The organism is Microbacterium sp. LjRoot205 (assembly GCF_056175745.1).
Genome location: NZ_JBGFFH010000001.1, coordinates 637,301 through 661,336 on the forward strand (window position 1 = coordinate 637,301; position 24,036 = coordinate 661,336).

Consider the following 24,036-nt stretch of genomic DNA (forward strand, 5'->3'; position numbering starts at 1 on the left):
CGGATGGAGAGAGCACAGATGACGCGATGGGGCGGCGCCCAGGGGTCTCGTCACGGAATGACGCGATGATTGCGGATGCCGGGCGGTCGCGACGCGCTGACATCGACGTGCGCGTCGCCCAGGTGTACCGCGAGGAGTGGGCGAGGATCGTCGCCGGTCTGACGCGGCGCTGCGGTGATCTCGGGCTCGCCGAGGAGATGGCCGCTGAGGCGTTCGCCTCTGCTGTCGAGCGGTGGCCGGCTGAGGGCGTGCCACCGAATCCGGGCGGATGGATCACCACCACCGCCTATCGCAAGGCCATCGATCGGCTGCGTCGGGAGTCGTCGCGCGACGCGAAGCAGCGGGAGGCACTGATGCTGCACGATCCCGAACCGCCCGAGCCGACCGGCGCCATCGACGACGATCGGCTGCGCCTGCTCTTCACGTGCTGCCATCCGGCGCTGTCGCTCGAAAGGCGCGTCGCCCTCACTCTGCGCGTGGTCGCCGGCCTCACGGTCGAGGAGATCGCGCGAGCCTTCCTGATGCAGGAATCCGCTGTGCGGCAGCGCATCACACGAGCGAAGTCGAAGATCAAGACCGCGCAGATCCCCTATCAGGTGCCCGCGCCTGAAGATCTGCGCGTGCGCATCGACGGGGTGCTGGCGGTGCTCTATCTCGTGTTCAACGAGGGCTACTTCGCATCCGGCTCCGAGATGCCGGCGCTCCGCAGCGAGCTGACCACCGAGGCGATCCGGCTCACCAGACTCGTGAGAGAGCTGCTGCCCGACGACGCAGAGGTCGCGGGGATCCTGGCGCTGATGCTGCTCAGCGAGGCGCGCTCTCCGGCCCGGATCACGGCGAAAGGCGAGCTCGTGCGGCTCGATGAGCAGGACCGCGGGCTGTGGAATCGTGAGCTGATCGACGAGGGCCTGTCGCTTCTCGACCGACTGTGCGGGGCGGTTCCCGGTCGCTACACGCTGCTCGCCCAGATCAATGCGGTGCATGCGGCGGCCGTGGATGCTGAGCACACCGACTGGCAACGCATCGTCGAGCTCTACGAGCAACTGGAGCGCGTCGACCCGAGTCCGGTCGTCACCCTGGGCAAGGCCGTGGCGATCGCCGAACGGGACTCACCGCAGCAGGCGCTGGTCATCGTCGAGTCGCTGAGCGACGCACTGGCGGACTTCCACGGCTTGCACGTGACTCGGGCCGAGCTGCTGCGCGCGGCGGGCAGACCTGCAGATGCCATGGACGCCTACGACCGAGCGATCTCGTTGGCGAGCAACGACGCCGAGATCGCCCACCTGACCCGGCGCCGCGATGAGATCGCGGTGTCACTCGTGCCCGGACCCTCCGGGACCACGTCGAACGGAGAGAGCAGATGAGCAACAAGTACCTCGTGATCCACATGACCGACCCGACTGGCGGCACGATGCCGCAGGGAGAGGATCAGCGGCTGCTCGAAGACTGGGCGGAGGAAGGCGACGCGGCGGGCCGGCTGGGCGACGGTGCACCCGTAGCAGGCCCTGAGGAGGCGAAGTCCGTGGCTGTGCGAGACGGCAAGGTGCTCGTCACCGACGGTCCGTTCCCCGAGTTCAAGGAGTGGTTCGCGGGCTACGACATCGTGACCGCCGAGTCGATCGACGAGGCCGCGAGCTTCATGGCGACGCATCCGACCGCCGTGATGGGGAGGGTCTACATCTTGCCGGTGGTGAAGCTCCCCTGGGACGCCTGACCGCACCCGGCTGACAGGCCGCGAGACGGACACTCACCGGATCACACCCTCACCGGATCTACACTCAGCGAGTGAGTGCGACGCGACGGCGGCTGGGAGCAGGGACGATCATCGTCCTGGCGCTCATCGCCGTGGCACTCGTCTGCATCGTCACGGGCGTCCTCCCACCCTCGGATGCCGGGGCGCTCGGTGCCCGCATCGCACCCGTGCTCGGATTCGTCATCGCGATCACGATCGTCGCCGAGCTGGCCCGGGATGCCGCGGTGTTCGACGTCGTCGCTCAGCGTCTGGCTCGGTGGGGGCACGGGCGCGTCATCCTGCTCTGGTTGTCTGTCGTGGTGCTCGCCGTCATCAGCACGGTGTTCCTGTCGCTCGACACCACGGCGGTCATCGTGACGCCGGTCGTGGTCGTGCTCGCGCAGAGCGTCGGCATCCCTCCGCTGCCGTTCGCCCTCGTCACGGTGTGGCTGGCGAACACTGCATCTCTCGCACTGCCCGTCTCGAACCTCACGAACCTGCTCGCGGCACGGTCAATCGGTGACGACCCGCTCGCGTTCCTCGCGCTGAGCTGGGCGCCGACGCTCGTCGGGGTGCTCGTGCCCGTCGTGATCCTCACACTGCGACACCGACGCACGCTCTTCGGCGGGTATCGCGCTCCGACAGGCGGTGACCCTTCCGACCGGGTGCTCTTCTGGGCGGCCTCCGGCATCCTGCTGCTCCTGATGCCCCTGCTCGCAGTGACCCATGACGTCTGGATCCCCGCGACGGTCGCCGCGCTCGTGCTCATCGTCGTGTTCGGCATCCGGCGTCGTCATGTGCTGCGACTCTCGCTCGTGCCATGGCAGGCGATCGGCCTGGCGGCGGCCCTGTTCGTCGTGGTCGAGACCGCGCACGCGAACGGCATCCTCGACGTCCTGTCGGTCCTCGCGGCCAGTGGACACGCGCCCGCAGAGCTGCTGCGTCTCTCGGCAGCGGGAGCGCTCGCCGCGAACGGGGTCAACAACCTGCCCGCCTACCTGATCCTCGAACCCACCGCCGGCGACCCGGTCGCGCTCATGGCACTGCTGATCGGGGTGAATCTCGGACCGCTGATCACACCGTGGGCGTCGCTCGCCACGCTGCTCTGGCACCACAGAGTGGTGTCGCTGGGCGTCGAGATCCGCTGGGGCAGCCTGATGCTCTGGGGTGCGATCGTCGCCGTGCCGACGGTGCTGGTCGCCACTCTCGTGCTCGCGTTCGTCGCAGGCTGAGATCGTTCATCCCGGCGCTGGCCCGGGGTAGGGAAAAGGGCAGCGACTCAGGTCACGGGATCTGGGGGAGGTCCGCGGCACGACATGGGGAGTGTGTGCCGGGTGAGGGTCGCTGCCCTACGCCTACACGCTACGCACATGTCGCCGGATCCGGTGAAACTTCAGTGCCTGATGTATGGTGCGAGGCCATGACACCGGCATAAAGTGTGCCCGTGGGCGACATCAGCGCATCTCTGCCGATTCGGCCGCGGCAGCTGATCCGCGACCAGGTCTTCGCCACGCTCGCCGAAGAGATCATCTCTGGGCGCATGCAGCCCCTCGAAGAGATCCGCGACCAGGATCTGCAGGCCGAATACGGCGTCTCCCGCACGCCCATCCGCGAGGCCCTGAACCGCCTCGCCGACCTCGGGCTCATCGAAGTCAGCACCAACCGGTTCACTCGCGTCGCCCCGGTCGATCTCGACGCCCAGGCCGACCGTGTCGAGACCGCCGTCGCGATGATCGGATACTGCGCGGTCAAAGCCGTGCCGACCTACACCGACGAACAGGTCGCGTCGCTGCAGGGGCGCATCGACGGTCTGCTCGCCGCCGGCCTGGCAGGTGCCTCCAGCCGTGAGGGCCTCAGTCTCTGGTACGCGCTGTGGGGTGAGATCGTGCTGAGCGCCCACAACCAGACGATGATCGACATCCTCGACGGGCAGCTCGCCCTGCACCTGACCAGAACCGTGCCAGCGCAACCGGTCGCCGCCGAGCTCGTCGACTTCATGCGCACGGGTCTCGAGCAGCTGCGCGCGCTGCTCGAGCGACGGGATGGCGTGGGGGTGCGCGAGGTCATCGAACCTCTGTTCCTGAGATCGACGATCGAGCCGCTCCGAGCGGCGGCTGCGCTCGCCGCCGCATCTGCCTCCAGCGATCCGACACGCATCGGCCGATCACCCGGGGAATGACATGCCCGACCGGCGGATCGACAAGCTGAACTCCACGCGACTGCTGGGAGGGGTCGAGCAGCCACTGCCCCTCTTCACCTCGAGAGCGGATGCCGTCGTCGACTCGCTCGCGCACTCGATCGAGTCGGGCGAGCTGGCCCCCGGCGACCCCCTGTCGGTCACGGCCCTCGTGCAGCGCCTCAACGTCGCCGCCGGCACGGTGCGATCGGCCCTCGGCGCGCTCGAGGCGATGCACCTGATCGACCACCGGCTCAACAGGGCGTCCGTCGTCGTGACACCGACCCCCGCGTGGTTCGTCGCCGTCGCCGCCGAGTGCTCGGGGCTGTCGATCGCGGCGGCCGACCTGGGCATCGCGCACGCGACCGAGGCGCAGGTCACCGAGTTCGCCGCGAGGGCGGCGACCGTCAGAGAACTCTGGGAGACCGACGACAAAGACCAGGTCGTCGGAGCAGAGGGGCTGTGGGAGCTGCTCGACCTGCTCGCGGTGTTCTCGCGCAACCGATACCTGAGCGCCCTGCACGCGTCGAAGAGACCTGCGCTGGTGCTCGGCATCCGCTCGCTCAGCCGACCTCGCAACCCCGCGATGCTGCGATCGGTCGTCGACGTTCTGGTCGCCGCCGCGCGCGATCGCGACCGGCTCGAGGCGACCGACCTGGTCAGAGACCTCTACACCTTCGTGGTCGACGGGGTCACAGACCTCTGACCGTCGGCGTCCACTCCTCGGCGAGGATGCCGTAGTTCAATCCGTCGAGCCACTCGCCAGACCGGTGCAGAGCGGTCTTGCGGCTGAACTCCTCTCGACGCATGCCGAGTCGCTCCATGAGGCGCCATGACGGCTCGTTGTCGGCGAAGCAGCCGGCGTGCACGCGGCGCAACCCCAGCGGACCGAAGCAGACGTCGATCACCGCGCGGATCGCCTCGGTCGCGTAGCCGCGCACTGTGTGTTCCGGGTCGAGCACCCATCCGAGCTCGGCCTCGACGCCCTTCGCCTGATCCGCGACCTCGAGCTGCGCCCACCCGTCGCCGATCCTGATCATGATGTCGCCGATCGGCACGGGCGCCAGGTCGTCGTCTGCGGGCAGCAGCTCGACGACGTGCATCGAGGCGAGCCGCTCAGGGTCGAGGTACCGCTCGCGGAATGCCTCGATCGTTGCAGGCGCCAGCCCGAGCCAGCGGTTCACCTCGGGCTGGCGTCGCCACTGCCACATCGCGTCGACATCGGGGGCGCTCATCGGCCGGATCTGCAGGCGATCGGTGCGGACGGGCCAGACGTCGGTGCGCGGCGAATCGGTCATCGCCCCAGCCTATTGAGCCGTCTGATCCGCGACGCGGCGCATCTCGGCAGCGAGCGCCGCGTTCGTCCGCTCGTAATGCCCCGTGATGTTGTCTCGCACCTCGGGAGACTTGTTCTGGCTCAGCTTGGCGCGCGCATCGAAGCGGTCGACGCGCATTCTCAGGCCCACGGTGCCCTTCGCCGCGCGACGCGTGCCGGCCTCGTCCTCCGACAGGCTGCGCCCGTGCGGCGTGCCCTTCTCGAAGTGGTCGGTGAGCTGCGCGAGCATGGCGTAGTTCTTCTCCTCGCTGAGGATCTCGGGTGTGCCGTAGAGGTGGGCGGTGACGTGGTTCCAGGTCGGCACCAGGTCTCCCGGCGCGTAGAGACTGGGCGACACGTAGTCGTGGGGGCCCTGGATGATCACGAGGATCTCGTGGTCTCCCAGCTCGTGCAGCTGCTCGTCGGGTCGGCCGAAGTGACTCGCGATCACGATCTCGTGCTCGTCTTCGATCAGCAGGGCGGGATAGTGCGAGGCGACCAGTCCGGTGCTCGCGGGCGACACGAACGTGGCCCACGGGTTGCCGCGGATGAGGCGCTTCACCTCGAGTGGGTCGGTCATCAGGTAGCGGGGTGTGTGGCGCATCAGAACTCCTCGTTCAGGGGGTGAGTGGTGGGTCGGGGATGGATCAGTCGGGTGCGCACGGCGAGCGCGGCGCACAGGATGACGGCTATGCCACCCAGTGCGGTGGGCCAGCCGATCTGCTCGTGAAGAAGCAGCGCGGCCCAGGCGATGCTCATCACGGGCTGGACCAGCTGGATCTGGCTGACCTGGGCCATGGGCCCGATCGCGAGCCCGCGGTACCAGGCGAAGAATCCGAGGAACATGCTGACCACGGCGAGGTACGCGAAGGCGAGCCACTGCACCGGCGAGGCGGATGGCGGGTGGGTGAGCGCCGATCCCAGCGTGAGCGCGAGCATCAGCGGCGCCGCGAGCACCAGCGCCCAGGACACGGTCTGCCACGATCCGAGTTCCCGCGCCAGCAACCCGCCCTCGGCGTACCCGATGGCCGCCGCGAGCACCGCGCCGAACAACAGCAGATCGGCCCAATGGAGTTCGCTCAGGCCGCCGTTCTGCAGTGAGGCGAAGACGACCGCCGCGGCGGCACCCACAGCAGCGAACCACCAGAACGCTCGTCCGGGGCGCTCGCGGGTGCGCAGCACCACCATCACGGCTGTCGCTGCGGGCAGCAGGCCGATCACCACGGCGCCGTGGCTCGCAGGCGCAGCGGTCATGGCGAACGACGTCAGCAGGGGGAACCCCGCGACCACGCCGCCGGCGACGATCGCGAGGCGCCACCACTGCGCCGTGGTCGGCGGATGCTGACGTGTCACCGCCAGCGCCAGGGCGGCGAGTGCTGCGGCGACGACCGCGCGGCCGGATCCGATGAACAGCGGCGAGAGGCCGCCGACCGCGATGCGGGTGAAAGGGAGAGTGAACGAGAAGGCGGTGACGCCGAGGAGTCCCCACCAGAGTCCGGGACTCGAGGATAGCGGCGCACGTGGGCGGACGATAACGCTACTCTGTTGTTTCATGAGTCAGGATAGCAGTGACCGGATCGTGGCCGGCCTCCGCCGGTGGATCGCGTCGGCTCCGCCGGGCGCCCGCGTGCCGTCGAATCGCGCCCTCGTCGCAGAGTACGGTGCGAGCCCCGTCACGGTGCAGAAGGCCATGGCGCACCTGGCGCGACTGGGGCTGGTCGAGTCGAGGCCCGGATCAGGCACGTTCGTGCGGGCACAGCGACCACCTCGCGCTGCGGACTACGGCTGGCAGACGTCCGCCCTCGGGGCGCCTCCCGCCCGACTCGCCGGTCTCACCTCGACGCAGCGCACCGTCGCCCCCGATGCGATCGGCATGCACTCGGGGTACCCCGCCGTCGAGCTGCTTCCCGAACGTCTCGTCCGCCAGGCGATCACCCGCGCGGCGCGCACCTCCTCGGCGCTCACCCGTTCACCCGCCGCCGGGCTGCCCGAACTCCAGGCATGGTTCGCCGCCGAGCTCGCGGCATCCGCACCGGCAGACGTCGCTCCAGCATCCGCGAGGGATGCACTCGTCATCGCGGGCAGTCAGAGCGGGCTGAGCTCGATCTTCCGAGCTGTGGTCGGCGCCGGCCAGCCGCTGCTGATCGAGTCCCCCACCTACTGGGGTGCGCTGCTCGCTGCTGAGCAGGCAGGGGTGGTCCTGGTGCCGATCCCGTCGGGCCCCCACGGTCCGGATCCGGATGCCGTCGAGCGAGCCTTCGCCGAGACCGGGGCTCGCGCGTTCTACGCGCAACCCACATTCGCGAACCCGACCGGCGCCAGGTGGCCGGCGGCGACGGGCCTCGCCGTGCTCGAAAGCGTGCGTCGACACGGGGCCTTCCTCATCGAAGACGACTGGGCGCACGATCTGGCCATCGATGGCGATCCGCGGCCGATCGCGGCGATGGACGATGACGGCCATGTCGTCTATCTCCGCTCGCTGACCAAGAGCGTCTCACCGTCGCTGCGGATCGCAGCGCTGATCGCCCGCGGCCCGGCTCGCGAACGCATCCTCGCCGACCGCGCCGCCGAGTCGATGTACGTGAGCGGGGTGCTGCAGGCCGCAGCGCTCGACGTCGTGACCCAACCGGCCTGGCGGACTCACCTCCGTGGATTCAGAGAACAGTTGCGGGCGCGACGGGATCTGCTGCTTTCGAGCCTCGCCGAGCACGCGCCGACGGCGATCGTCGAGACGGTGCCGACCGGCGGCCTCAACCTCTGGGCGCGGCTTCCGGAGGGCACCGATGTCGTCGCAATCGTTCGCGCATGCGAGGCGCGCGGCCTCATCATCTCTCCCGGGTCCGAGTGGTTCCCCGCCGAGCCCTCCGGGTCGTATGTGCGCCTCAACTACGCCCACGCCGACCCGTCGCGTTTCCCGGAGGCGGCAAGAATCCTCGGGGGTGTGCTCGCCGCATCCTGAGCAGCGTCAGCTCTCGGGCGGACCTTCGGGCCGGTGCGCGCGACGCCCGCTCACGACGACCGGACGCCCCGCACGCTCCTGCCCGGGCAGGGGACGCGAGCGCCGTCCATAGATCAGCTCGGACGAGTCGAGCAGCCACGGCACGAGCGTGATCGACACCCCGTGCACGAGCAACAGCTGGTTGGCGAGACGACGCGAGCGCCGGTTGTGGAGGAATGTCTCCCACCAGTGCCCCACGATGTACTGCGGCAGGTAGACCGTGACCACCGACGAGCCGTGCTTCTCGCGGTACTGCGTGATGAACTGGGTCACCGGCTGAGCGAAGGACCGGAACGGCGACTCGACGATCACCAGGGGGATCGGCACGAGGTGGTCGGCCCATTCCTTCTGCAGCTGCGCGGCATCGTCGGATGCCACGGCGACGTGCACCGCCAGCGTCTTGCCGTGCTTCGCGGCGACCGCATAGTCGATGGCCTTGATGACGGGCTTCTGCAGACGGTTGACGAGCACGATCGCCAGGTCGCCCGTCGCGCCGAACTTCGTCGTGTCGTCGATCGCGATCTCGTGCTCGACGTCGCGGTAGTACCGCTTCACGCCCATCATCAGGAACGCCAACACCGGGATCGCGAAGAACACCAGGTACGCGCCGTGCGTGAACTTCGTGATCGTCACGATCAGCAGCACGGCGACGGTCATTGCGGCGCCCACCGAGTTGATGACCAGGCCGATCCTCGCCGAGCGGCGATCGGATGCCGAGGCGCCGTCGATTCCCGATCCTGACGTCTTCTCGGCCGGTCCGCGCAGGATGCGCCTCCAGTGACGCACCATGCCGATCTGCCCGAGCGAGAACGACACGAAGACGCCGATGATGTACAGCTGGATCAGCGTGGTGAGCTTCGCCTGGAACACCACCAGCACCGCGATCGCGGCGATGCCGAGCACGATCATGCCGTTCGAGAACACCAGGCGGTCACCGCGGGTGTTCAGCGCCTTGGGCGCGTATCCGTCGCGGGCCAGCACCGAGCCGAGCAGCGGGAAGCCGTTGAAGGCGGTGTTGGCCGCCAGCAGCAGCACGCACGCCGTCGCGGCCTGAATGATGAAGAACAGGATGCTGCCGCCGCCGAACGTCGCCGAGGCGATCTGCGCCATCAGGCTCGGCTGCGGGTTCGAGCAGTCGAAGCCGATCAGGTCGCAGGGGTTCTCGGCGTAGTGCACCCCGGTGATCAGCGCGAGTGCGGTGAGACCGGCGAAGAGGCAGGCCGCGATCGAGCCCATCAGCACGAGCGTGGTCTGCGCGTTGCGCACCTTGGGCGTGCGGAAGGCGGGCACGCCGTTCGACACCGCCTCGACGCCGGTGAGGGCCGAGCATCCGCTCGAGAACGCGCGCAGAATCAGGAGGATGACCGCAGCCTGCCCGAGGTCTTCGGAGTGCACGGCGAACTCGGCGCTCGACGCCACCGGTGCATCGCCGAGGAACGTGCGGATGAGTCCCGTCACGATCATGAAGCCCACCGAGCCGATGAACACGTAGGTGGGGATGGCGAAGACGAGCGACGCCTCGCGCACCCCGCGCAGGTTCACGATGATGATGAGGATCACGAATCCGACCGCGAGCTCGACCCGCAGGGGATCGAGCCCGGGCACGGCCGAGATGATGTTGTCGACACCGGAAGCGACCGACACGGCGACCGTCAGCACGTAGTCGACCAGCAGGGCCGCCGCCACGATGACGCCGGGGATCTCGCCGAGGTTCTTCGAGGCGACCTCGTAGTCGCCGCCACCCGATGGGTAGGCCTTGATGAGCTGCCGGTAGCTGAGCACCACGACGATCAGCAGCACCACCACCGCCACCGCGACGATCGGCGTGAACGACAGGAAGGTGAGCCCGCCGATGAGCAGGATCATCACCAGCTCCTGCGGCGCATAGGCGACCGAGCTCAGCGCATCCGATGCGAAGATCGGCAACGCCATCTTCTTGGGGAGCAGCTGATCGTCGACCTGCGCACTCGTCAGCGGGTCGCCGATCAGGATGCGCTTCACGCGAGGAGGAGCGTCGGTGTTGCCGCGGGTTTCTTCTGACACGTCGGGCGACATTACGCCCGCAAACGGCTTCCTCACGCGTTCCTCACGGAATCCCTACGGGTGCTCGAGCGTCCCTAACGGAATCCTCACGGGCCACTGTCGAGACCCGTCAGGTCAATCCTGATGAGGGCGGGGCATGTACCACTCGGTGAAGGCGGTCGCCCGCCCATCCGCATCCAGCCGGACGATCCAGAGGTTCACGTAGTCGCGCTCCGCCGGATACTTCGTGCGCCCCTCGACCACGACGAACTCGTCGTCTTCGCGCACGATCCACCAGTCGAACGACCACGTTCCCGGTTCGTCCAGGTCGTCGAGCCAGCCGGCGACGATGTCCGCCCGGCCGACGCGCGGCTCGGCGTCCGGGCTGGTGAGGTAGATCGCGTCTTCACTGAAGAGCGCGGAGATCTGCTGGGGATCGTTCGACTTCCAGGCCTCGACGTACGCCTCGGTCCACTTCTCTCCTGCGCTGGTCATGTCCTCCGTTCTAGACCCGGCCTCCGACATCGTCAAGGTTCACGACTCCATCGAAGATGCACAGCCACTTCCGATCACGGACGGATAACGTCGAAGGCATGACGTCTCTTCAGGTCACCGACGACGCGATCCAGCAGACTCGGGAGCTCCGCGACGAGTTCCAGCGCTTTCTGCGCGAGTACGAGTTCGGCATGCGGGAGGTCGAGACGAAGATCGGGATCCTGCGCGACGAGTTCACCCACCATCACGCCTACAACCCGATCGAGCACGTGAAAAGCCGGTTGAAGACTCCCGACAGCATCGTCGAGAAGATCGCCCGCAAGGGGATCGCCGAGCCGGACTTCGCGCGCATCCGCTCGGAGATCACCGACATCGCGGGCGTGCGTGTGACCTGCAGCTTCGTCGCCGACGTGTATCGCCTGTTCGACCTGCTGACTGCTCAGGACGACGTGACCGTCGTCACGGTCAAGGACTACATCGCGAACCCCAAGGACAACGGATACAAGAGCCTGCACGCCATCATCGAGGTGCCGGTGTTCCTGTCGACCGGAGCTCTGTCAGTGCCGGTCGAGGTGCAGTTCCGCACGATCGCGATGGACTTCTGGGCCAGCCTCGAGCACAAGATCTATTACAAGTTCTCGAATCAGGTGCCCTCGCACCTCGTCGAGAGCCTGACCGACGCGGCCGAGGCCGCAGCCGAGCTCGACAGCCGCATGGAGCGCCTGCACCGCGAGGCACACGGGGTGCCGCAGCGCCAGCTCGCGCCGCCGCCCCCGCCGCACGTCGTGCAGGTCTGACCCGCCGCCCGCGCGATGGGTGCGCAGGCGGTTCGTTCACAATTCAGCATGAGCGCATCGAATGGGCCGGTTCTGGGGGTGTTCTGGCCGTTCGCGCGGCTTTCGTGCTGAATCGTGCACGGCGGCGCACGCGAGTACCGCGGTGTGGTGCCCGCGCTACCGTGTTGCGCGCAGCCGCGCACCCCTGGGAACATCGGCAGGTGGTGAAAACGCAGCAGCCTCCGGTCTCCGACGTCGAGCGAACCCTCGTTGAGCTCCCCGGTCTCGACGATCGCGGACGCCAGCTCTGCGAGTGCGACCACGGTGACGACGAGGCGTACGCCGCCTGCGGCCGCAAGGCCAAATGGCGCGTGACCGTCGACTGCGTCTGCGGCGAGAACCACCCTCGTCGCGTCGAGATCCTGTGCTCCCGATGCCTGCGCACCCTGCGTCAGCTGCAGGACCGCGACACCATCACGGCGCGCCGCCTCTAGCGACAGCTCCCGCGCGCCCATCCGTTCGCGTCTCCGCTCCGAACAAACGCTGACCACACCGTCGGCGGTGCGAAGGAGCAGACCATGGCACAGCGCAGCAAAGGCACTCAGCGCAGCACAGGCAGACGATTCATCTTCTGGGCCGCACTCTCGGGTGTGATCAGCGGGGCCGTCTTCCTCGCCACCGCCGAGCTGTTCGCGCTGATCTTCGCGCGCTCAGCGAGTCCGATACTCGCGGTCGGCGGGTTCGTGATCGACATCGTGCCCCAGCCGTTCAAGGAGTTCGCGATCGCGACCTTCGGCGAGTACGACAAGATCGCGCTGCTGGTCGGTCTCGGTCTCGCGGTGGTGATCGCGTCGGCGATCGCCGGAATCCTGCAGCTGCTCCGTCCCCCGCTCGGCGTGATCGCCCTGGCGGTCGCGGGCGCGCTCTCCACCGCCGCGATCGTGACCAGGGCCGGTGTCACGGCCCTCGCCTTCCTGCCTCCCGTGCTCGGCACCATCGCAGGGTCGATCCTGATCGTCCTCCTGATCCGCCGTCTGAAAACGTGGAAGGCGTCGGCCGTTCCCGTCGCGATGACCGACCGCAAGGGCGAGGGTCTCGCCGTGACCGATCGCGAGACGGTGGGCCAGGATGTCGAGCAGCCCCCGAAGGCGATGGGGCGCCGTCAGTTCTTCGTCCTCGCGGGCATCGCCAGCGCTTCGGCCGTCGTCGTCGGCATCGCCTCGCGCGCCGTGAGCATGACCGTCGCCTCCGTCGCGACGATCCGCGACGCGCTCAAGCTGCCCGCGCCGAAGTCGACCGTCACCGTGCCGAAGGGCGCCGAGCTCGACATCCCCGGACTCAGCACGCTCTTCACTCCCAACAAGGACTTCTACCGCGTCGACACCGCACTGACCGTGCCCACGATCGACCCCAGCACCTGGCGTCTGGTGATCGACGGCATGGTCGATCAGCGGGTCGAGATGAGCTTCCAGGACATCCTCGACATGGGACTCGACGAGTATGCGATCACCCTCACCTGCGTCTCGAACGAGGTCGGCGGCGACCTCGTCGGCAACGCGAAGTGGCTCGGTGTGCCGTTGCGCGATGTGCTGAAGAAGGCCGGCGTGAAGTCGGGTGCCGACATGGTGCTGTCGAAGAGCGTCGACGGCTACACGGCGAGCACGCCTCTGTCGTCGCTGACCGACGACAACATCGACGCGATCCTGGCGGTGGGCATGAACGGCGAGCCGCTGCCCCTCGAGCACGGCTTCCCGGTGCGCATGGTCGTGCCCGGCCTGTATGGCTACGTGTCGGCGACGAAGTGGCTCACCGAGCTGAAGGTCACGACCTTCGACAAGGACGAGGCCTACTGGACACCTCGCGGATACAGCGCCGAGGCACCGATCAAGTTCGCCTCGCGCGTCGACACCCCCAAGGTGGGTCAGGCGGTCGACGCCGGGCGCATCCCGATCGCGGGGGTCGCGTGGGCGCAGACGGTGGGCATCGAGCGCGTCGAGGTGCGCATCGATGAGGGCGAATGGATGCCGGCGACCCTCTCTGCCCCGATCAATGAGAACACCTGGGTGCAGTGGTTCATGGAGTGGGATGCCACCCCCGGAACGCACTATGTGGCCGTACGGGCGATCAACAAGAACGGCGACATGCAGATCGAAGAGCGTGCGCCGGTCGCGCCGAACGGTTCGTCGGGCTGGCAGCGCTCGCTCATCCGCGTCGCGTGATGCCGGCGCGTCCTGCCGGATCTCGCCCTAGTGTGGGAGCCATGACGTCGCTCCCCGCCTGTGTGATCACCGTCTCCGACCGATCCTTCGCGGGTGAACGAGAAGATCGGGGCGGCCCCATCGCGGTCGGCCTGCTGAGAGATGCCGGGTGGCACTGCCCCGATGCCGAGGTCATCGCCGATGGTGCCTCGTCGGTCGCTGACGCGCTGCGCCGGGCGGTCGCGCGCGGCGTGAAACTGATCGTGACCACCGGGGGGACCGGCGTGGGCCCGCGCGACGAGACCCCTGAGGGAACCCGTCGGGCGATCACCCGTGAGGTGCCGGGCCTCGCCGAGGAGCTGCGCCGCAGCGGTCTCGCCGACACTCCGCTGTCGGTGCTGTCTCGCGGAGTCGCCGGCATCGTCGACCCCGCCGGAGTCCTCGTCGTGAATCTTCCCGGATCCCCGCGGGCCGTGGCATCCGGGGTTCCCGTCGTGCTGACCGTCGCGAGACACGTGGTCGACCAGGTCGCGGGCGGTGACCACTCGTGAACGAGGTTCGGATCGCTGGGATCTCCGAAGAGCGTCTCGACGTCGACGCACATCTCGCCGCGGTCGATGATCCCGCCCTGGGTGGGGTCACGACGTTCATCGGTCGCGTGCGCGACAACGACCCCGATGCGACGACTGCGGTGGTCGGCCTCGAATACAGCTCGCACCCCGATGCCGAGTCGACGCTGCGACGCATCGCCGAAGAGGCTGCGGCGGATGCCGTCGGCGATGCGAGAGTGGTGGTGGCCGTGAGCCACCGCATCGGTCGACTCGATGTGGGTGATGCAGCCGTCGTGATCGCGGTCGCCGCCGAGCACCGCGCCGAGGCCTTCGAGGTGTGCCGGGCGGTGATCGAGGACATCAAGACGTCGCTGCCCGTGTGGAAGCGTCAGGTCGAGTCCGACGGCTCCACGTCGTGGAAGGGCATCGGCGGCTGAGCCGACGCCCGAGTCAGCCCCCGGCGAAGGGCGGCAGCACGTCGATCAGCTGGGCGTCGTCGAGCGACCGGTCGTCGTCGCTGCGCACGCCGTCGACCATGACCGCGCATCGCGGCAGGATGTCGACGAGAGCCGGATGCTCCGCCACGACCGCGGCGCGCAGGGCTTCGAGCGACGTCTCATGCCGTTCTTCCGCATCGACGCCTGCCGCCTCGGCTGCGGCGGCGAAGTAGCGCACGCGGGTCATCGCGATTCTCCCTCGCGCACCCAGTCGCCCGAGCGTCCGCCCGACTTCGCGACGATGCGCACGTCTTCGATGACCACAGACCGGTCGAGGCCCTTGATCATGTCGACGATCGCCAGAGCGCTCACCGACACGGCCGTGAGCGCCTCCATCTCGACGCCGGTGCGGTCGGCGGTGCCGACGGTCGCCTCGACATGCACGCCGTCGTCGACGATGTCGAGCTCGATGTTGGCGCGGTGCACACCGATCACGTGAGCGAGCGGCAGCAGGGTCGGCGTCGACTTGGCGGCCTGGATGCCGGCGATCCGCGCGACCGCCAGCACGTCGCCCTTGGGAGCGGTGCCGTCACGCAGCGCGGCGATCACGTCGGTGCTGCAGCGCACGAAGCCGCGCGCGGTGGCGGTGCGGACGGTCGGCTGCTTGCCGGTCACATCGACCATGTGGGCATGGCCGGCCGAGTCGAGGTGCGTGAAGCTCATTCGACCAGCATGACATCGATCGCATCGCCCACGGCGACGGCCTCGACCTCTGCGGGCACGATCGCGAATGCACGCGCTCTGGCGAGACCTCCGGCGAGGTGCGAGCCCGAGCCGCCGGCGGTCGCCGGGCGCACTGTGCGGTTCGCGAGGTCGACGACCGCGGGGAGGTACTGACGGCGGCCGGGAGGGGGCGTCCAGGACGCATCGGCGGTGAAGGATGCGCGGGGGCGATGGATCTCGGTGCGACCCTGCAGCGCGAGCAGCGCCGGTCGCACGAAGACCTCGAACGACACAGCGACGCTCACGGGGTTGCCAGGCAGTCCGAACACGAGGGTGCCGGTGTCGAGCACACCGAACGCCTGCGGCTTGCCCGGCTGCATCGCGACGCTCGCGAACTCGACCTCGCCGCGGCCGTCGAACGCACCGCGGACGGGCTCATAGGCGCCGGCGCTCACACCGCCCGTGAACACGATCACGTCGGCACCGCGCTCGACCGCCGTCGCCGTGACGGTGCGCACGGCCTCGGCGTCATCGGCCACGCGGGCGACGAGCACGACCTCGGCGTCGGCATCCGCGACGAGCAGCTCGAGCAGGGGGCCGTTGGAATCGGGGATGCGGCCGCGGGCCGCACTCTCGCCTGGTTCGAGCAGTTCGCTGCCGGTCGAGACGACGGCCACCCGCGGCGCCCGGGTCACGGTCACACTCTCGACCCCGGCGGCGACGGCTGCGGAGAGCTGGAAGGCGCCCAGACGTTCGCCCGCGTGCACCACTGCATCCCCGGATCTCAGGTCCGCGCCGCGGCGACGGATGAAGGCTCCGGCGGCGGCCGGCGCGCGCAGCACTCGCACCTCGCCCAGAGAGTCAGCGAGGCCTCCCGCAGTGTCTTCGAAGGGCACGATCGCATCCGCCGCGGTCGGGGCAGGGGAGCCGGTCATGATTCGCGCGGCCTCGCCTGCCGCGAGCGGCGGGTCGTCCGACACCCCGGCGGGCAGGTCTGCGACGACCCGCAGCACCACGGGTTTCTCCTCGGATGCCGCGGCGACATCGGTCGCTCGCACCGCGAAGCCGTCCATCGCGGAATTGTCGAAGAGGGGGATGTCGTGGGCTGCCGTCGCCGGCTCGGCGAGGGTGCGATGGGCGGCGTCGCGGATCGCCCGTGTCTCACCGGGCAGGGTGCGCACGGCGTCGAGCACGCGAGCGAGCTGCTCCTCGACCGATCGGCGGCCGCCTCCTGCGGCGCTCATGCCGACACCGCCGAGCGGATCGCGATCTCGTGCTGCCTCGAGGTGAGGGCGTCGATCATGGCGAGGCGTCCGAGCAGCGGCTCGCCCGCGCCGGTGATGAGCTTCACGACCTCGGTCGCCAGCATCCCTCCGACCTGCACGCACAGCGCACCCAGCACGCCCACTTGCGCGCAGCTCGGCGGCTCGCCCTCGGTGCCGAGTGGGAAGAGGTCGGTCAGCACGACCGGATCGCTCTCGGGCGGGTTCGACCAGAACACGGTGGCCTGTGCGTGCCACTCCTGCACGGCTCCCCAGACGAGAGGGATGCCGAGGGCCTCGGTCGCGGCCGCGACGTCGCGGCGGGTGTCGAAGGAGTCGCTCGTGTCGACCACGATGTCGGCGCCGGCGAACAGGCGCTCGGCATTCTCGGAGTCGAGTCGCTCAGTGGCGAGCAGCACGTCGGCGTCGGGCGACAGGGCCGTGATCGCGCGGGCGGCGGAGGCGGTCTTGGGGCGGCCGATGTCTTCGACGCGGTGCGCGAGCTGGCGCTGCAGATTCGTCAGTTCGACCACGTCGTCGTCGATCACGGTGATGGTGCCGATGCCGGCGGCTGCCAGCGCGAGCAGCACGGGGGAGCCGACGCCGCCGGCACCGACGACCGCGACGTGGGCCGCCGCCAGGCGACGCTGCCCCTCTTCGCCGATGCCCGCGAGCACGGCGTGCCGGGCGGTGCGGACGAGCTCTGCCGGATCGAGGGCGGGTGCGGGTGCGACGAGCGGCTGCATGGCACCAGGCTATGCCCGGCGTGCGACGTCGCGGTGAACTCAGACAGATTCGTCGTCGTCGGAGAGCGGACGAGAGCGCGCCAGGGTGTCGTGCTCCGCAGATGCGGTCGATTTGGCCCGCAGCATCCGCATTCGCGGTAATGTTCACGCATGCAGACCTTTCGAATCGCCCGGGCCGCGCAGCTGCTCGGCGTGAGCGATGACACCGTGCGGCGCTGGGTCGATCAGGGCCTGCTGCCGACGACCGATGCAGTGCCCGCCGAGATCCCCGGCGATGCCCTCGCAGCGCGGGCAGTCGAGCTGGCCGATGAGGCGCACGAATCCAGCGACGCCCACTCGAGCGCCCGCAACCGCTTCGTCGGCATCGTGACCCGTGTGCAGATCGACGGGCTGATGGCGCAGGTCGACCTGCAGTCCGGTCCGCATCGCGTCGTCTCCCTCATGTCGGCCGAGGCGGCACGCGATCTGCACCTCGAGGTGGGTTCTCTGGCCACGGCATCCGTCAAGGCGACGCAGGTCGTCGTCGAAGTGCCGAAGGCCTGACATGCGCCGCACACCGCGCCGAACCGTCGCGATCGCACTGGCTGCCGCCGCCCTCGTGCTGACCGGGTGTGCCGTCGAGTCGCCGACACCCGCCGGCACTGAGGGGGCGTCCGCGGGCGCGGTGAGCGGCGAGCTCACGGTGTATGCCGCCGCGTCGCTGTCCAGCGCCTTCGACGAGATCGGCGACGCGTTCGAGCAGGAGAATCCCGACGTGCGGTTCACCGGCGTGTACGACGGATCGTCGACGCTGGTCACCCAGCTGCTCGAGGGCGCCCCGGCCGACGTGTTCGCCTCAGCCGACGAGGCCAACATGGACAAGCTCGAGGATGCCGCGGTCGATCCGACCCTGTTCGCCTCCAACACTCTCGTGATCGCCGTGCCGACGGGCAACCCCGGCGGCGTGAAGACCCTCGACGACCTGGCCGACGTCACCACGGTGCTGTGCGCCCCCGAGGTACCGTGCGGTGCGGCATCCGCCACGCTGCTCTCGAACGCGGGCGTCACGGTCGAGGCGGCCAGCCTCGAGCAGAACGTGACCGCGGTGCTGACCAAGGTCGCCGCCTCCGAGGCGGACGCCGGGCTCGTCTACGCGACCGACGTGGTCGGCCGCGACGATGTCGAGGCGATCGTGCCCGACGGTGCCGACGAGGTCGTCAACCACTATCCGATCGCAGCGCTGTCCGAGGCATCGAACTCGGCGGGGGCTGAGGAGTTCGTCGCCTTCGTGCTCTCGGACGAGGGCCAGCGGATCCTCGCCGACCACGGTTTCGGGGCGCCGTGAGCGCTGCGGTCTCGCACGGATACGCGCCGCGCGCACTGGCCATCCCCGCCCTGATCGGTCTCGCGTTCCTCATCCTTCCGCTGGCGGCTCTCGTCGCCCGCGTCGAGTGGTCGACCTTCATCTCCGACGTGACGTCGGAGGCCGCACGATCGGCGCTGCTGCTCTCGCTCGGCACGGGGCTCATCGCCACCGTGCTCTGCATCGTGATCGGAGTGCCGCTGGCTCTGACGATCGCCCGTTCCGGCCCGCGTCTCGCCGCCGTGCTGCGGGCCGCCGTCACCGTTCCGCTCGTGCTGCCGCCCATGGTCGGCGGCGTCGCGCTGCTCTACCTGTTCGGACGAGCGGGGTGGTTCGGCGGCCTCGGCCTCTCGTTCAGCACTCCGGCCGTCGTGCTCGCGCAGACCTTCGTGGCGCTGCCCTTCCTGGTGCTGGCCGTCGAGGGTGCCGTGCGCACCTCCGGGGTCGAGTACGAGCGCACGGCGGCGGCTCTGGGCGCCGGACGCTGGACGATCCTCCGCCGCATCACGCTGCCGCTCGCCGCGCCCGGCATCGTCGCCGGAGTGGTGCTGTGCTTCGCCCGGGCCATCGGCGAGTTCGGAGCCACTGCGCTCTTCGCCGGCAATCGCCCCGGGGTCACACAGACCATGCCGCTCGCGATCTACACCGCGTTCAACGGTGCGGGAGTGACGCAGGGGGCCGCCGTCGCGTTGGCACTGCTGCTGCTCGCCACCGCGATCCTCGTGCTGCTGCTCGTGCGTGGATGGCGTCCCGGGGCGGCGCGATGACCGGCGCAGAGGGTCTTCGCGCCCACGTCGTCGTTCAGCGGGAGCACTTCGTCGTCGACGTGTCGCTGCAGGTGCCCGCTGGCGCGACAGTGGCTGTGATGGGCCCGAGCGGTGCGGGAAAGTCGACCTTGCTGCAGGCGATCGCCGGACTACAGTCGCTCGATGCCGGAGAGATCACGGTCGAGGGGCGCGTCGTGGATCGTGTCGCCAAGCCACGAGTGCGCACGGAGCCGATGCGCCGAGGTGTGGTGCTGCTCGGGCAGAAGCCGAGGCTGTTCCCCCATCTCTCGGTCGGCGAGAACGTCGCCTTCGGTCCGCGCGCTGCGGGTATCGAGCATCGTGCTGCCCGCGCAGGCGCTGACGACTGGCTCGCACGGGTCGGGCTCCCGGGCTCGGGAGAGCGGATGCCGCACGAGCTGTCCGGAGGCGAGCAGCAGCGCGTCGCGGTCGCTCGTGCGCTCGCCGCATCCCCTCGCGTCGTGCTGCTCGACGAGCCGCTCGTCGCCCTCGACCCCGAGACCGCAGGCGACATCAGGCGGATGCTGCGCGATCAGCTCGCCTCGACCACCACCGTCGCCGTCACCCACGATGCGGCGGATGCCGTCGCGCTCGCCGATCGGTTGATCGTCGTCGAGGCTGGCCGCGTGACGCAGGAGGGGCCGGTGCGCGACGTGCTCGCCGCCCCGGCATCCAGGTTCGTGGCCTCGATCGCCGGGCTCAATCGCCTGGTGGGCGTCGCGAGCCAGGGTGCGTGGCGCGGCGGCGATGTGCGGCTGACCAGCGCCGATCCTGCGTCGCGTGAGCTCGCTGCGACGGACGGTGCCGCGCTCGCCGCGGTGTTCCGTCCGGGGGATGTCCAGGTCGCGGAGGCTGGCCCGGAGTCGTGGACGGCCGTGGTGACGCGCCTCGAGCCCACGCTGGGAGGTGTGCGCGTGCACACCGATGCGGGTGCGGTCGACCTGTCGCTGGATGCTGCCGGGGGCCTCACGGTCGGGGACAGGCTGCGGCTGCGCATCGACCCGGCGCTCGTGGGATTCGTCGCCGTCACCTGAGTCCGCCTCCGCTGCGCCGGATTGCTCACGGCATCCCGGATGGCTGATCGGATTCGGCCTCTCCGCCGGCCACCCGGGGACTCGTCAGCCGGAAAGCCACCAGCATCGATGGTTCATCCGCACAGCCGATTCACCTGTCGATCGTGGCCATGTTCGCGTCGTCATGCCGTGCGCCCGCAGCCGGTTCGAGCGCGGTCAGCCGGTCGGCCTGGTCGGCGGTGAGCTCGACGGCGTCCGCGGCGGTGTTCTCCTCCATTCGGGCAACGCGGCGCGTGCCGGGGATGGGCGCGATGTCGTCGCCGCGAGTGAGGATCCACGCCAGGGCGGTCTGCGCCGGCGTCGCGCCGATCTCGGCTCCGATCGCGCGCACCTCGTCGACGAGGCGGAGGTTTCGCGTGAAGTTCTCGCCCACGAACCGCGGGTTGGTCTTGCGCCAGTCGTCGTCGGGGATGTCGGCCGCTGAACGGATCTGACCGGTCAGCAGACCGTGTCCGAGCGGTGAGTAGGGAACGAAGCCGATGCCCAGTTCGCGCAGCAGCGGCAGGATCTCCGACTCCACATCACGGGTCCACAGCGAGTACTCGGTCTGCAGCGCCGACACCGGATGCACGGCGTGCGCGCGTCGGATCGTCTGCGCGGAGGCTTCGGAGAGCCCGAAGTGCAGTACCTTGCCTTCGGCGACCAGGTTGGCGACCGCGGCTGCCGTGTCTTCGATCGGCGTGTTCGGGTCGACACGGTGCTGGTAGTAGAGGTCGATGTGGTCGGTGCCCAAGCGTCGCAGGGAGCCCTCCACGGCGGCCTTCACGTTCTCCGGGCTGCTGTCGGTCACACCCGGTCCGCCGCCGGAGTGTGAGACGAGCCCGAACTTGGTGGCGATCTTCACCTGATCGCGGCGCCCCCTGATGGCCTGACCGACGATCTCCTCGCTGAGGTACGGCCCATAGATCTCGGCGGTGTCTAAGTGGGTGACGCCCAGGTCGAGGGCGCGGTGGATGGTGCGGATGGACTCGTCATTGTCGAGGCCACCCCCGGTCGTGTATGTGCCCGCCATGGTCATGGCGCCGAGGCCGATGCGCGAGACGTCCAGGCTTCCGAGGTGTGCGTTCTTCATGACTGTTCCTTCTGTCGGATGATGATTCGAGTCAACGCTCTTCGGCCCGAGTTAGCGTGGCCCCGGCTATGGGTGCACCGACAGGACCCCTCTCGACCGAGCGGATCGGCGTACCGTCGTTGGCATGGAGACCCACGACGCCATCAGCGAGTTCCTCACGACGAGGCGTGCCAAGCTCACCCCAGAGCAAGTCGGGCTGCCCGACTTCGGCGGTCGTCGTCGGGTGCCGGGGCTGCGCCGAGAAGAGGTCGCCCTCGTCGCCGGAATGAGTGCCGAGTACTACAAGCGCCTCGAGCGCGGCAACGCGGCCGGGGTGTCGGAGCAGGTCATCGACGGAGTCAGCCGGGCCCTGCAGCTCGACGATGCCGAACACGCGCATCTGCACGACCTCATCAGGGCGGCGAACGCCGGAGCGCATCTGCAGCCGCGTCGTCGTCCCGTACGGGCGCAGCAGCTCACGCCGGGCTTGCGGCAGACGATCGATGCGATCTCCACCGTTCCGGTCTACGTGCAGAACGGTCGTCTCGACGCGGTCGCGACCAACGCCCTCGGTCGGGCGCTGTTCTCCGAGATGCTCGATGACGCGCATCCCCCGGCCAATGCGGCACGGTTCATGTTCCTCGATCCACGCGCCCAGTCCTTCTACCGGGAGTGGGACGCGCAGACGCGTCAGATCGTCGCTGTGCTCCGTGCCGAGGCAGGTCGGTCGCCGTACGACCGGAAGCTCAGCGATCTCGTCGGTGAGCTCTCCACCCGCAGCGATCTCTTCCGTACGCTGTGGGGAGCCCACGATGTGCGGGAGCACCGCACGGGGGTGAAGAAGGTGCACCACCCCGTGGTCGGAGACCTGGACCTCACATTCCAGGCCATGGACCTCGCGTCCGACCGGGGGCTCTCGATGATCGTCTTCTCTGCTGAGCCGGGCTCGGCCACCCATGAGCGCCTCCAACTGCTCGCCAACCTGGAGCACACGGCGGTGCGTGAAGCCGCGACGGAGAACGGTCGAGCCTGATTCGCCGCGGCTCCGGGTGCCGGCGGGATCCCGAATGGCTGATCGGATGCGGCCGTGGATCCCGCCAGGTGGGGGAACAGCAGCCAGGCGGTCCCGTCCGAGCCGACCGGCTCCGCGACCTGGCAATATGCCGGTCGTCGCGCCAGACGGGCCCCGACACCGAACGCGCGGGTAGTCTCGGAACATGTCGGGGAGAGGGAGACTGCGATGACGGCCGTGCCGGTCGTGATCGGTGTGCGCTCGCCGAACCCCGTGATCGCCGCTGACTCGGCGCCCGCGCCGCAGGGCCTCGTCGACACGCACGGTCGCGTGCACCGCGACCTGCGCATCTCGCTGACCGACCGCTGCTCGCTGCGCTGCACCTACTGCATGCCCGAGCAGGGCAACGAATGGCTCGCGCGCACCAGCATCCTGTCGACCGACGAGATCGTCGAGGTGGCGCAGGTCGCGGCCTCGCTCGGCATCCGCACCTTCCGGCTCACGGGCGGTGAACCGCTGCTGCGCGCCGACATCGTCGAGGTCGTTCGCCGCGTCTCGGCGATCCAGGGCGACGAGGGCCCCGTCGAGGTCGCCATGACCACCAACGGCATCACGCTCGCGAAGCACCTGCCCGCGCTGATCGACGCCGGGCTCACACGCCTGAACATCAGCATCGACACGGTCGACCGTCAGCGCTTCGCCGACCTCACCCGCCGCGATCGCATCGACGACGTGTTCGAGGGCATCGCGGCAGCGGCGGCATCCGAGCTCCGCCCGCTCAAGCTCAACACCGTCGCGATGCGCGGTGTGAACGACGATGAGCTGCCTGACCTGGTCGCGTTCGCGATGGAGGTCGGCGCGCAGCTGCGCTTCATCGAGCAGATGCCTCTCGACGCCGGGCACACGTGGGATCGTGCGTCGATGGTCACGCGCGAGGAGATCCTCGAGAAGCTCGGCGCGCGGTGGAGTCTCGAGCCCGTTCCCGGACGCGGCGGAGCGCCGGCCGAGAAGTGGCGCATCGACGGCGGCCCGCACGAGGTCGGCGTGATCGCCTCGGTCACCGCCCCCTTCTGCGGCGCGTGCGACCGGCTGCGCCTGACGGCCGACGGCCAGCTGCGCAACTGCCTGTTCTCCAACGCCGAATACGACCTGATCGGTGTGCTGCGCGGCGACGGGGCATTCGACTCCGCCCGGCGTGCCGGCGGGATCGGCGCCATGCTGCGCTCGTGCGTGCACGGCAAGCTGCCGGGGCACGCGATCAACGACCCGTCATTCCTGCAGCCCGCCCGCGGCATGAACGCCATCGGCGGCTGAGTCAGCCCCGCTTCGCGTTCACAGTTCA

The 24,036-nt window shown here is 69.2% G+C and carries 27 protein-coding genes; 17 read left to right on the plus strand and 10 right to left on the minus strand.

Annotated features, from left to right (window positions below):
- Positions 1–65 precede the first annotated feature (65 nt).
- From AC04ME_RS03175 to AC04ME_RS03195, 5 genes are all read left to right on the plus strand, one after another.
- On the plus strand, positions 66–1,364 hold the full coding sequence (locus AC04ME_RS03175; RefSeq protein WP_475433549.1) for an RNA polymerase sigma factor: 1,299 nt from the start codon (positions 66–68) through the stop codon (positions 1,362–1,364).
- The gene (locus AC04ME_RS03180) at positions 1,361–1,714 is read left to right on the plus strand and encodes a YciI family protein (protein WP_079112102.1); all 354 of its coding nucleotides are present in this window, start codon (positions 1,361–1,363) and stop codon (positions 1,712–1,714) included. The genes AC04ME_RS03175 and AC04ME_RS03180 overlap by 4 nt, the downstream gene beginning before the upstream one ends.
- Positions 1,715–1,785: 71 nt before the next feature.
- Positions 1,786–2,964 (plus strand): SLC13 family permease, encoded by a 1,179-nt coding sequence (locus tag AC04ME_RS03185; protein ID WP_475433550.1) that lies wholly within the window; start codon positions 1,786–1,788, stop codon positions 2,962–2,964.
- 212 nt (positions 2,965–3,176) lie between these two features.
- A complete protein-coding gene (locus AC04ME_RS03190) occupies positions 3,177–3,911 on the plus strand; it encodes a GntR family transcriptional regulator (RefSeq protein WP_079112103.1) in 735 nt (244 codons plus the stop codon).
- 1 nt (position 3,912) lies between these two features.
- A complete protein-coding gene (locus AC04ME_RS03195) occupies positions 3,913–4,614 on the plus strand; it encodes a GntR family transcriptional regulator (protein ID WP_475433552.1) in 702 nt (233 codons plus the stop codon).
- On the opposite strand, the gene AC04ME_RS03200 is transcribed toward AC04ME_RS03195, so the two are convergent.
- The 3 genes from AC04ME_RS03200 to AC04ME_RS03210 are packed head-to-tail and all read right to left on the minus strand — an operon-like array spanning position 4,601 to position 6,777.
- Positions 4,601–5,206, minus strand: coding sequence for a GNAT family N-acetyltransferase (locus tag AC04ME_RS03200; RefSeq protein ID WP_475433554.1), 606 nt, complete (start codon positions 5,204–5,206; stop codon positions 4,601–4,603). The two genes, AC04ME_RS03195 and AC04ME_RS03200, sit on opposite strands and share 14 nt — an antisense overlap.
- A gap of 9 nt (positions 5,207–5,215) precedes the next feature.
- Entirely contained in the window at positions 5,216–5,827 is a 612-nt protein-coding gene (locus tag AC04ME_RS03205; protein ID WP_079112106.1) for an FMN-binding negative transcriptional regulator, read from the minus strand.
- Positions 5,827–6,777, minus strand: coding sequence for a DMT family transporter (locus AC04ME_RS03210; protein ID WP_475433556.1), 951 nt, complete (start codon positions 6,775–6,777; stop codon positions 5,827–5,829). The genes AC04ME_RS03205 and AC04ME_RS03210 overlap by 1 nt, the downstream gene beginning before the upstream one ends.
- Here AC04ME_RS03210 and AC04ME_RS03215 point away from each other — a divergent pair.
- Positions 6,776–8,182, plus strand: coding sequence for an aminotransferase-like domain-containing protein (locus tag AC04ME_RS03215; protein WP_079112108.1), 1,407 nt, complete (start codon positions 6,776–6,778; stop codon positions 8,180–8,182). The two genes, AC04ME_RS03210 and AC04ME_RS03215, sit on opposite strands and share 2 nt — an antisense overlap.
- Before the next feature lie 6 nt (positions 8,183–8,188).
- On the opposite strand, the gene AC04ME_RS03220 is transcribed toward AC04ME_RS03215, so the two are convergent.
- Together AC04ME_RS03220 and AC04ME_RS03225 are read right to left on the minus strand one after the other, a co-directional pair.
- Entirely contained in the window at positions 8,189–10,276 is a 2,088-nt protein-coding gene (locus AC04ME_RS03220; protein WP_475433994.1) for an APC family permease, read from the minus strand.
- A 102-nt stretch (positions 10,277–10,378) separates the two neighbouring features.
- The gene (locus AC04ME_RS03225; RefSeq protein ID WP_056375415.1) at positions 10,379–10,738 is read right to left on the minus strand and encodes a nuclear transport factor 2 family protein; all 360 of its coding nucleotides are present in this window, start codon (positions 10,736–10,738) and stop codon (positions 10,379–10,381) included.
- Between the two features lie 98 nt (positions 10,739–10,836).
- On the opposite strand from AC04ME_RS03225, the gene AC04ME_RS03230 reads away from it, so the two are divergent.
- The 5 genes from AC04ME_RS03230 (at position 10,837) to AC04ME_RS03250 (ending at position 14,700) form a co-directional block, all read left to right on the plus strand.
- Positions 10,837–11,535: a GTP pyrophosphokinase gene (locus tag AC04ME_RS03230; protein WP_042538139.1), complete on the plus strand. Its 699-nt coding sequence runs from the start codon at positions 10,837–10,839 to the stop codon at positions 11,533–11,535.
- Positions 11,536–11,735: 200 nt separating this feature from the next.
- Positions 11,736–12,008, plus strand: a complete 273-nt coding sequence (locus tag AC04ME_RS03235) for a hypothetical protein (protein ID WP_056375416.1) — start codon at positions 11,736–11,738, stop codon at positions 12,006–12,008.
- A gap of 84 nt (positions 12,009–12,092) precedes the next feature.
- Positions 12,093–13,733, plus strand: coding sequence for a molybdopterin-dependent oxidoreductase (locus AC04ME_RS03240; RefSeq protein ID WP_475433559.1), 1,641 nt, complete (start codon positions 12,093–12,095; stop codon positions 13,731–13,733).
- 41 nt (positions 13,734–13,774) lie between these two features.
- Entirely contained in the window at positions 13,775–14,263 is a 489-nt protein-coding gene (locus AC04ME_RS03245) for a MogA/MoaB family molybdenum cofactor biosynthesis protein (protein WP_042538132.1), read from the plus strand.
- Positions 14,260–14,700, plus strand: coding sequence for a molybdenum cofactor biosynthesis protein MoaE (locus AC04ME_RS03250; protein WP_367822276.1), 441 nt, complete (start codon positions 14,260–14,262; stop codon positions 14,698–14,700). Before AC04ME_RS03245 ends, AC04ME_RS03250 begins: the two co-directional genes overlap by 4 nt.
- A 13-nt stretch (positions 14,701–14,713) precedes the next feature.
- Here the strand turns inward: AC04ME_RS03250 and AC04ME_RS03255 are convergent, their stop codons facing one another.
- Genes AC04ME_RS03255 through AC04ME_RS03270 form a run of 4 tightly spaced genes read right to left on the minus strand, consistent with a single transcriptional unit; the run spans position 14,714 to position 17,431 of the window.
- Positions 14,714–14,947 (minus strand): MoaD/ThiS family protein, encoded by a 234-nt coding sequence (locus tag AC04ME_RS03255; protein ID WP_367822278.1) that lies wholly within the window; start codon positions 14,945–14,947, stop codon positions 14,714–14,716.
- Positions 14,944–15,423 carry a cyclic pyranopterin monophosphate synthase MoaC gene (gene moaC, locus AC04ME_RS03260; RefSeq protein ID WP_079112112.1) on the minus strand — a complete coding sequence of 160 codons (480 nt, stop codon included), beginning with the start codon at positions 15,421–15,423 and terminating at the stop codon, positions 14,944–14,946. The genes AC04ME_RS03255 and moaC overlap by 4 nt, the downstream gene beginning before the upstream one ends.
- Positions 15,420–16,667 carry a molybdopterin molybdotransferase MoeA gene (locus AC04ME_RS03265; RefSeq protein WP_475123371.1) on the minus strand — a complete coding sequence of 416 codons (1,248 nt, stop codon included), beginning with the start codon at positions 16,665–16,667 and terminating at the stop codon, positions 15,420–15,422. Before AC04ME_RS03265 ends, moaC begins: the two co-directional genes overlap by 4 nt.
- A complete protein-coding gene (locus tag AC04ME_RS03270) occupies positions 16,664–17,431 on the minus strand; it encodes a HesA/MoeB/ThiF family protein (RefSeq protein WP_475433561.1) in 768 nt (255 codons plus the stop codon). The genes AC04ME_RS03265 and AC04ME_RS03270 overlap by 4 nt, the downstream gene beginning before the upstream one ends.
- A 150-nt stretch (positions 17,432–17,581) precedes the next feature.
- Here AC04ME_RS03270 and AC04ME_RS03275 point away from each other — a divergent pair, with 150 nt between their 5' ends.
- The 4 genes from AC04ME_RS03275 to AC04ME_RS03290 are packed head-to-tail and all read left to right on the plus strand — an operon-like array spanning position 17,582 to position 20,592.
- Positions 17,582–17,974, plus strand: a complete 393-nt coding sequence (locus AC04ME_RS03275; protein ID WP_042538120.1) for a TOBE domain-containing protein — start codon at positions 17,582–17,584, stop codon at positions 17,972–17,974.
- Position 17,975: 1 nt separating this feature from the next.
- Positions 17,976–18,755 carry a molybdate ABC transporter substrate-binding protein gene (gene modA, locus AC04ME_RS03280; RefSeq protein WP_042538118.1) on the plus strand — a complete coding sequence of 260 codons (780 nt, stop codon included), beginning with the start codon at positions 17,976–17,978 and terminating at the stop codon, positions 18,753–18,755.
- Positions 18,752–19,540, plus strand: a complete 789-nt coding sequence (gene modB / locus AC04ME_RS03285; RefSeq protein WP_042538116.1) for a molybdate ABC transporter permease subunit — start codon at positions 18,752–18,754, stop codon at positions 19,538–19,540. The genes modA and modB overlap by 4 nt, the downstream gene beginning before the upstream one ends.
- Positions 19,537–20,592, plus strand: a complete 1,056-nt coding sequence (locus tag AC04ME_RS03290; protein ID WP_475433564.1) for a sulfate/molybdate ABC transporter ATP-binding protein — start codon at positions 19,537–19,539, stop codon at positions 20,590–20,592. The genes modB and AC04ME_RS03290 overlap by 4 nt, the downstream gene beginning before the upstream one ends.
- A gap of 130 nt (positions 20,593–20,722) precedes the next feature.
- Here the strand turns inward: AC04ME_RS03290 and AC04ME_RS03295 are convergent, their stop codons facing one another.
- Positions 20,723–21,703, minus strand: a complete 981-nt coding sequence (locus AC04ME_RS03295; protein WP_475433566.1) for an aldo/keto reductase — start codon at positions 21,701–21,703, stop codon at positions 20,723–20,725.
- A 124-nt stretch (positions 21,704–21,827) separates the two neighbouring features.
- On the opposite strand from AC04ME_RS03295, the gene AC04ME_RS03300 reads away from it, so the two are divergent.
- Together AC04ME_RS03300 and moaA are read left to right on the plus strand one after the other, a co-directional pair.
- The gene (locus tag AC04ME_RS03300; RefSeq protein ID WP_475433568.1) at positions 21,828–22,715 is read left to right on the plus strand and encodes a helix-turn-helix transcriptional regulator; all 888 of its coding nucleotides are present in this window, start codon (positions 21,828–21,830) and stop codon (positions 22,713–22,715) included.
- 207 nt (positions 22,716–22,922) lie between these two features.
- A complete protein-coding gene (gene moaA, locus AC04ME_RS03305; protein WP_475433570.1) occupies positions 22,923–24,008 on the plus strand; it encodes a GTP 3',8-cyclase MoaA in 1,086 nt (361 codons plus the stop codon).
- Positions 24,009–24,036: the final 28 nt, after the last annotated feature.

Excerpts from the sequence above, each read along its gene's own strand:
- AC04ME_RS03175 (WP_475433549.1), top strand. The coding sequence starts at position 66 with ATGATTGCGGATGCCGGGCGGTCGCGACGCGCTGACATCGACGTGCGC.
- AC04ME_RS03180 (WP_079112102.1), top strand. The coding sequence starts at position 1,361 with ATGAGCAACAAGTACCTCGTGATCCACATGACCGACCCGACTGGCGGC.
- AC04ME_RS03195 (WP_475433552.1), top strand. The coding sequence starts at position 3,913 with ATGCCCGACCGGCGGATCGACAAGCTGAACTCCACGCGACTGCTGGGA.
- AC04ME_RS03200 (WP_475433554.1), bottom strand. The coding sequence starts at position 5,206 with ATGACCGATTCGCCGCGCACCGACGTCTGGCCCGTCCGCACCGATCGC.
- AC04ME_RS03205 (WP_079112106.1), bottom strand. The coding sequence starts at position 5,827 with ATGCGCCACACACCCCGCTACCTGATGACCGACCCACTCGAGGTGAAG.
- AC04ME_RS03215 (WP_079112108.1), top strand. The coding sequence starts at position 6,776 with ATGAGTCAGGATAGCAGTGACCGGATCGTGGCCGGCCTCCGCCGGTGG.
- AC04ME_RS03210 (WP_475433556.1), bottom strand. The coding sequence starts at position 6,777 with ATGAAACAACAGAGTAGCGTTATCGTCCGCCCACGTGCGCCGCTATCC.
- AC04ME_RS03220 (WP_475433994.1), bottom strand. The coding sequence starts at position 10,276 with ATGTCGCCCGACGTGTCAGAAGAAACCCGCGGCAACACCGACGCTCCT.
- AC04ME_RS03225 (WP_056375415.1), bottom strand. The coding sequence starts at position 10,738 with ATGACCAGCGCAGGAGAGAAGTGGACCGAGGCGTACGTCGAGGCCTGG.
- AC04ME_RS03230 (WP_042538139.1), top strand. The coding sequence starts at position 10,837 with ATGACGTCTCTTCAGGTCACCGACGACGCGATCCAGCAGACTCGGGAG.
- AC04ME_RS03240 (WP_475433559.1), top strand. The coding sequence starts at position 12,093 with ATGGCACAGCGCAGCAAAGGCACTCAGCGCAGCACAGGCAGACGATTC.
- AC04ME_RS03245 (WP_042538132.1), top strand. The coding sequence starts at position 13,775 with ATGACGTCGCTCCCCGCCTGTGTGATCACCGTCTCCGACCGATCCTTC.
- AC04ME_RS03255 (WP_367822278.1), bottom strand. The coding sequence starts at position 14,947 with ATGACCCGCGTGCGCTACTTCGCCGCCGCAGCCGAGGCGGCAGGCGTC.
- moaC (WP_079112112.1), bottom strand. The coding sequence starts at position 15,423 with ATGAGCTTCACGCACCTCGACTCGGCCGGCCATGCCCACATGGTCGAT.
- AC04ME_RS03265 (WP_475123371.1), bottom strand. The coding sequence starts at position 16,667 with ATGAGCGCCGCAGGAGGCGGCCGCCGATCGGTCGAGGAGCAGCTCGCT.
- AC04ME_RS03270 (WP_475433561.1), bottom strand. The coding sequence starts at position 17,431 with ATGCAGCCGCTCGTCGCACCCGCACCCGCCCTCGATCCGGCAGAGCTC.
- AC04ME_RS03275 (WP_042538120.1), top strand. The coding sequence starts at position 17,582 with ATGCAGACCTTTCGAATCGCCCGGGCCGCGCAGCTGCTCGGCGTGAGC.
- modA (WP_042538118.1), top strand. The coding sequence starts at position 17,976 with ATGCGCCGCACACCGCGCCGAACCGTCGCGATCGCACTGGCTGCCGCC.
- AC04ME_RS03290 (WP_475433564.1), top strand. The coding sequence starts at position 19,537 with ATGACCGGCGCAGAGGGTCTTCGCGCCCACGTCGTCGTTCAGCGGGAG.
- AC04ME_RS03295 (WP_475433566.1), bottom strand. The coding sequence starts at position 21,703 with ATGAAGAACGCACACCTCGGAAGCCTGGACGTCTCGCGCATCGGCCTC.
- AC04ME_RS03300 (WP_475433568.1), top strand. The coding sequence starts at position 21,828 with ATGGAGACCCACGACGCCATCAGCGAGTTCCTCACGACGAGGCGTGCC.
- moaA (WP_475433570.1), top strand. The coding sequence starts at position 22,923 with ATGACGGCCGTGCCGGTCGTGATCGGTGTGCGCTCGCCGAACCCCGTG.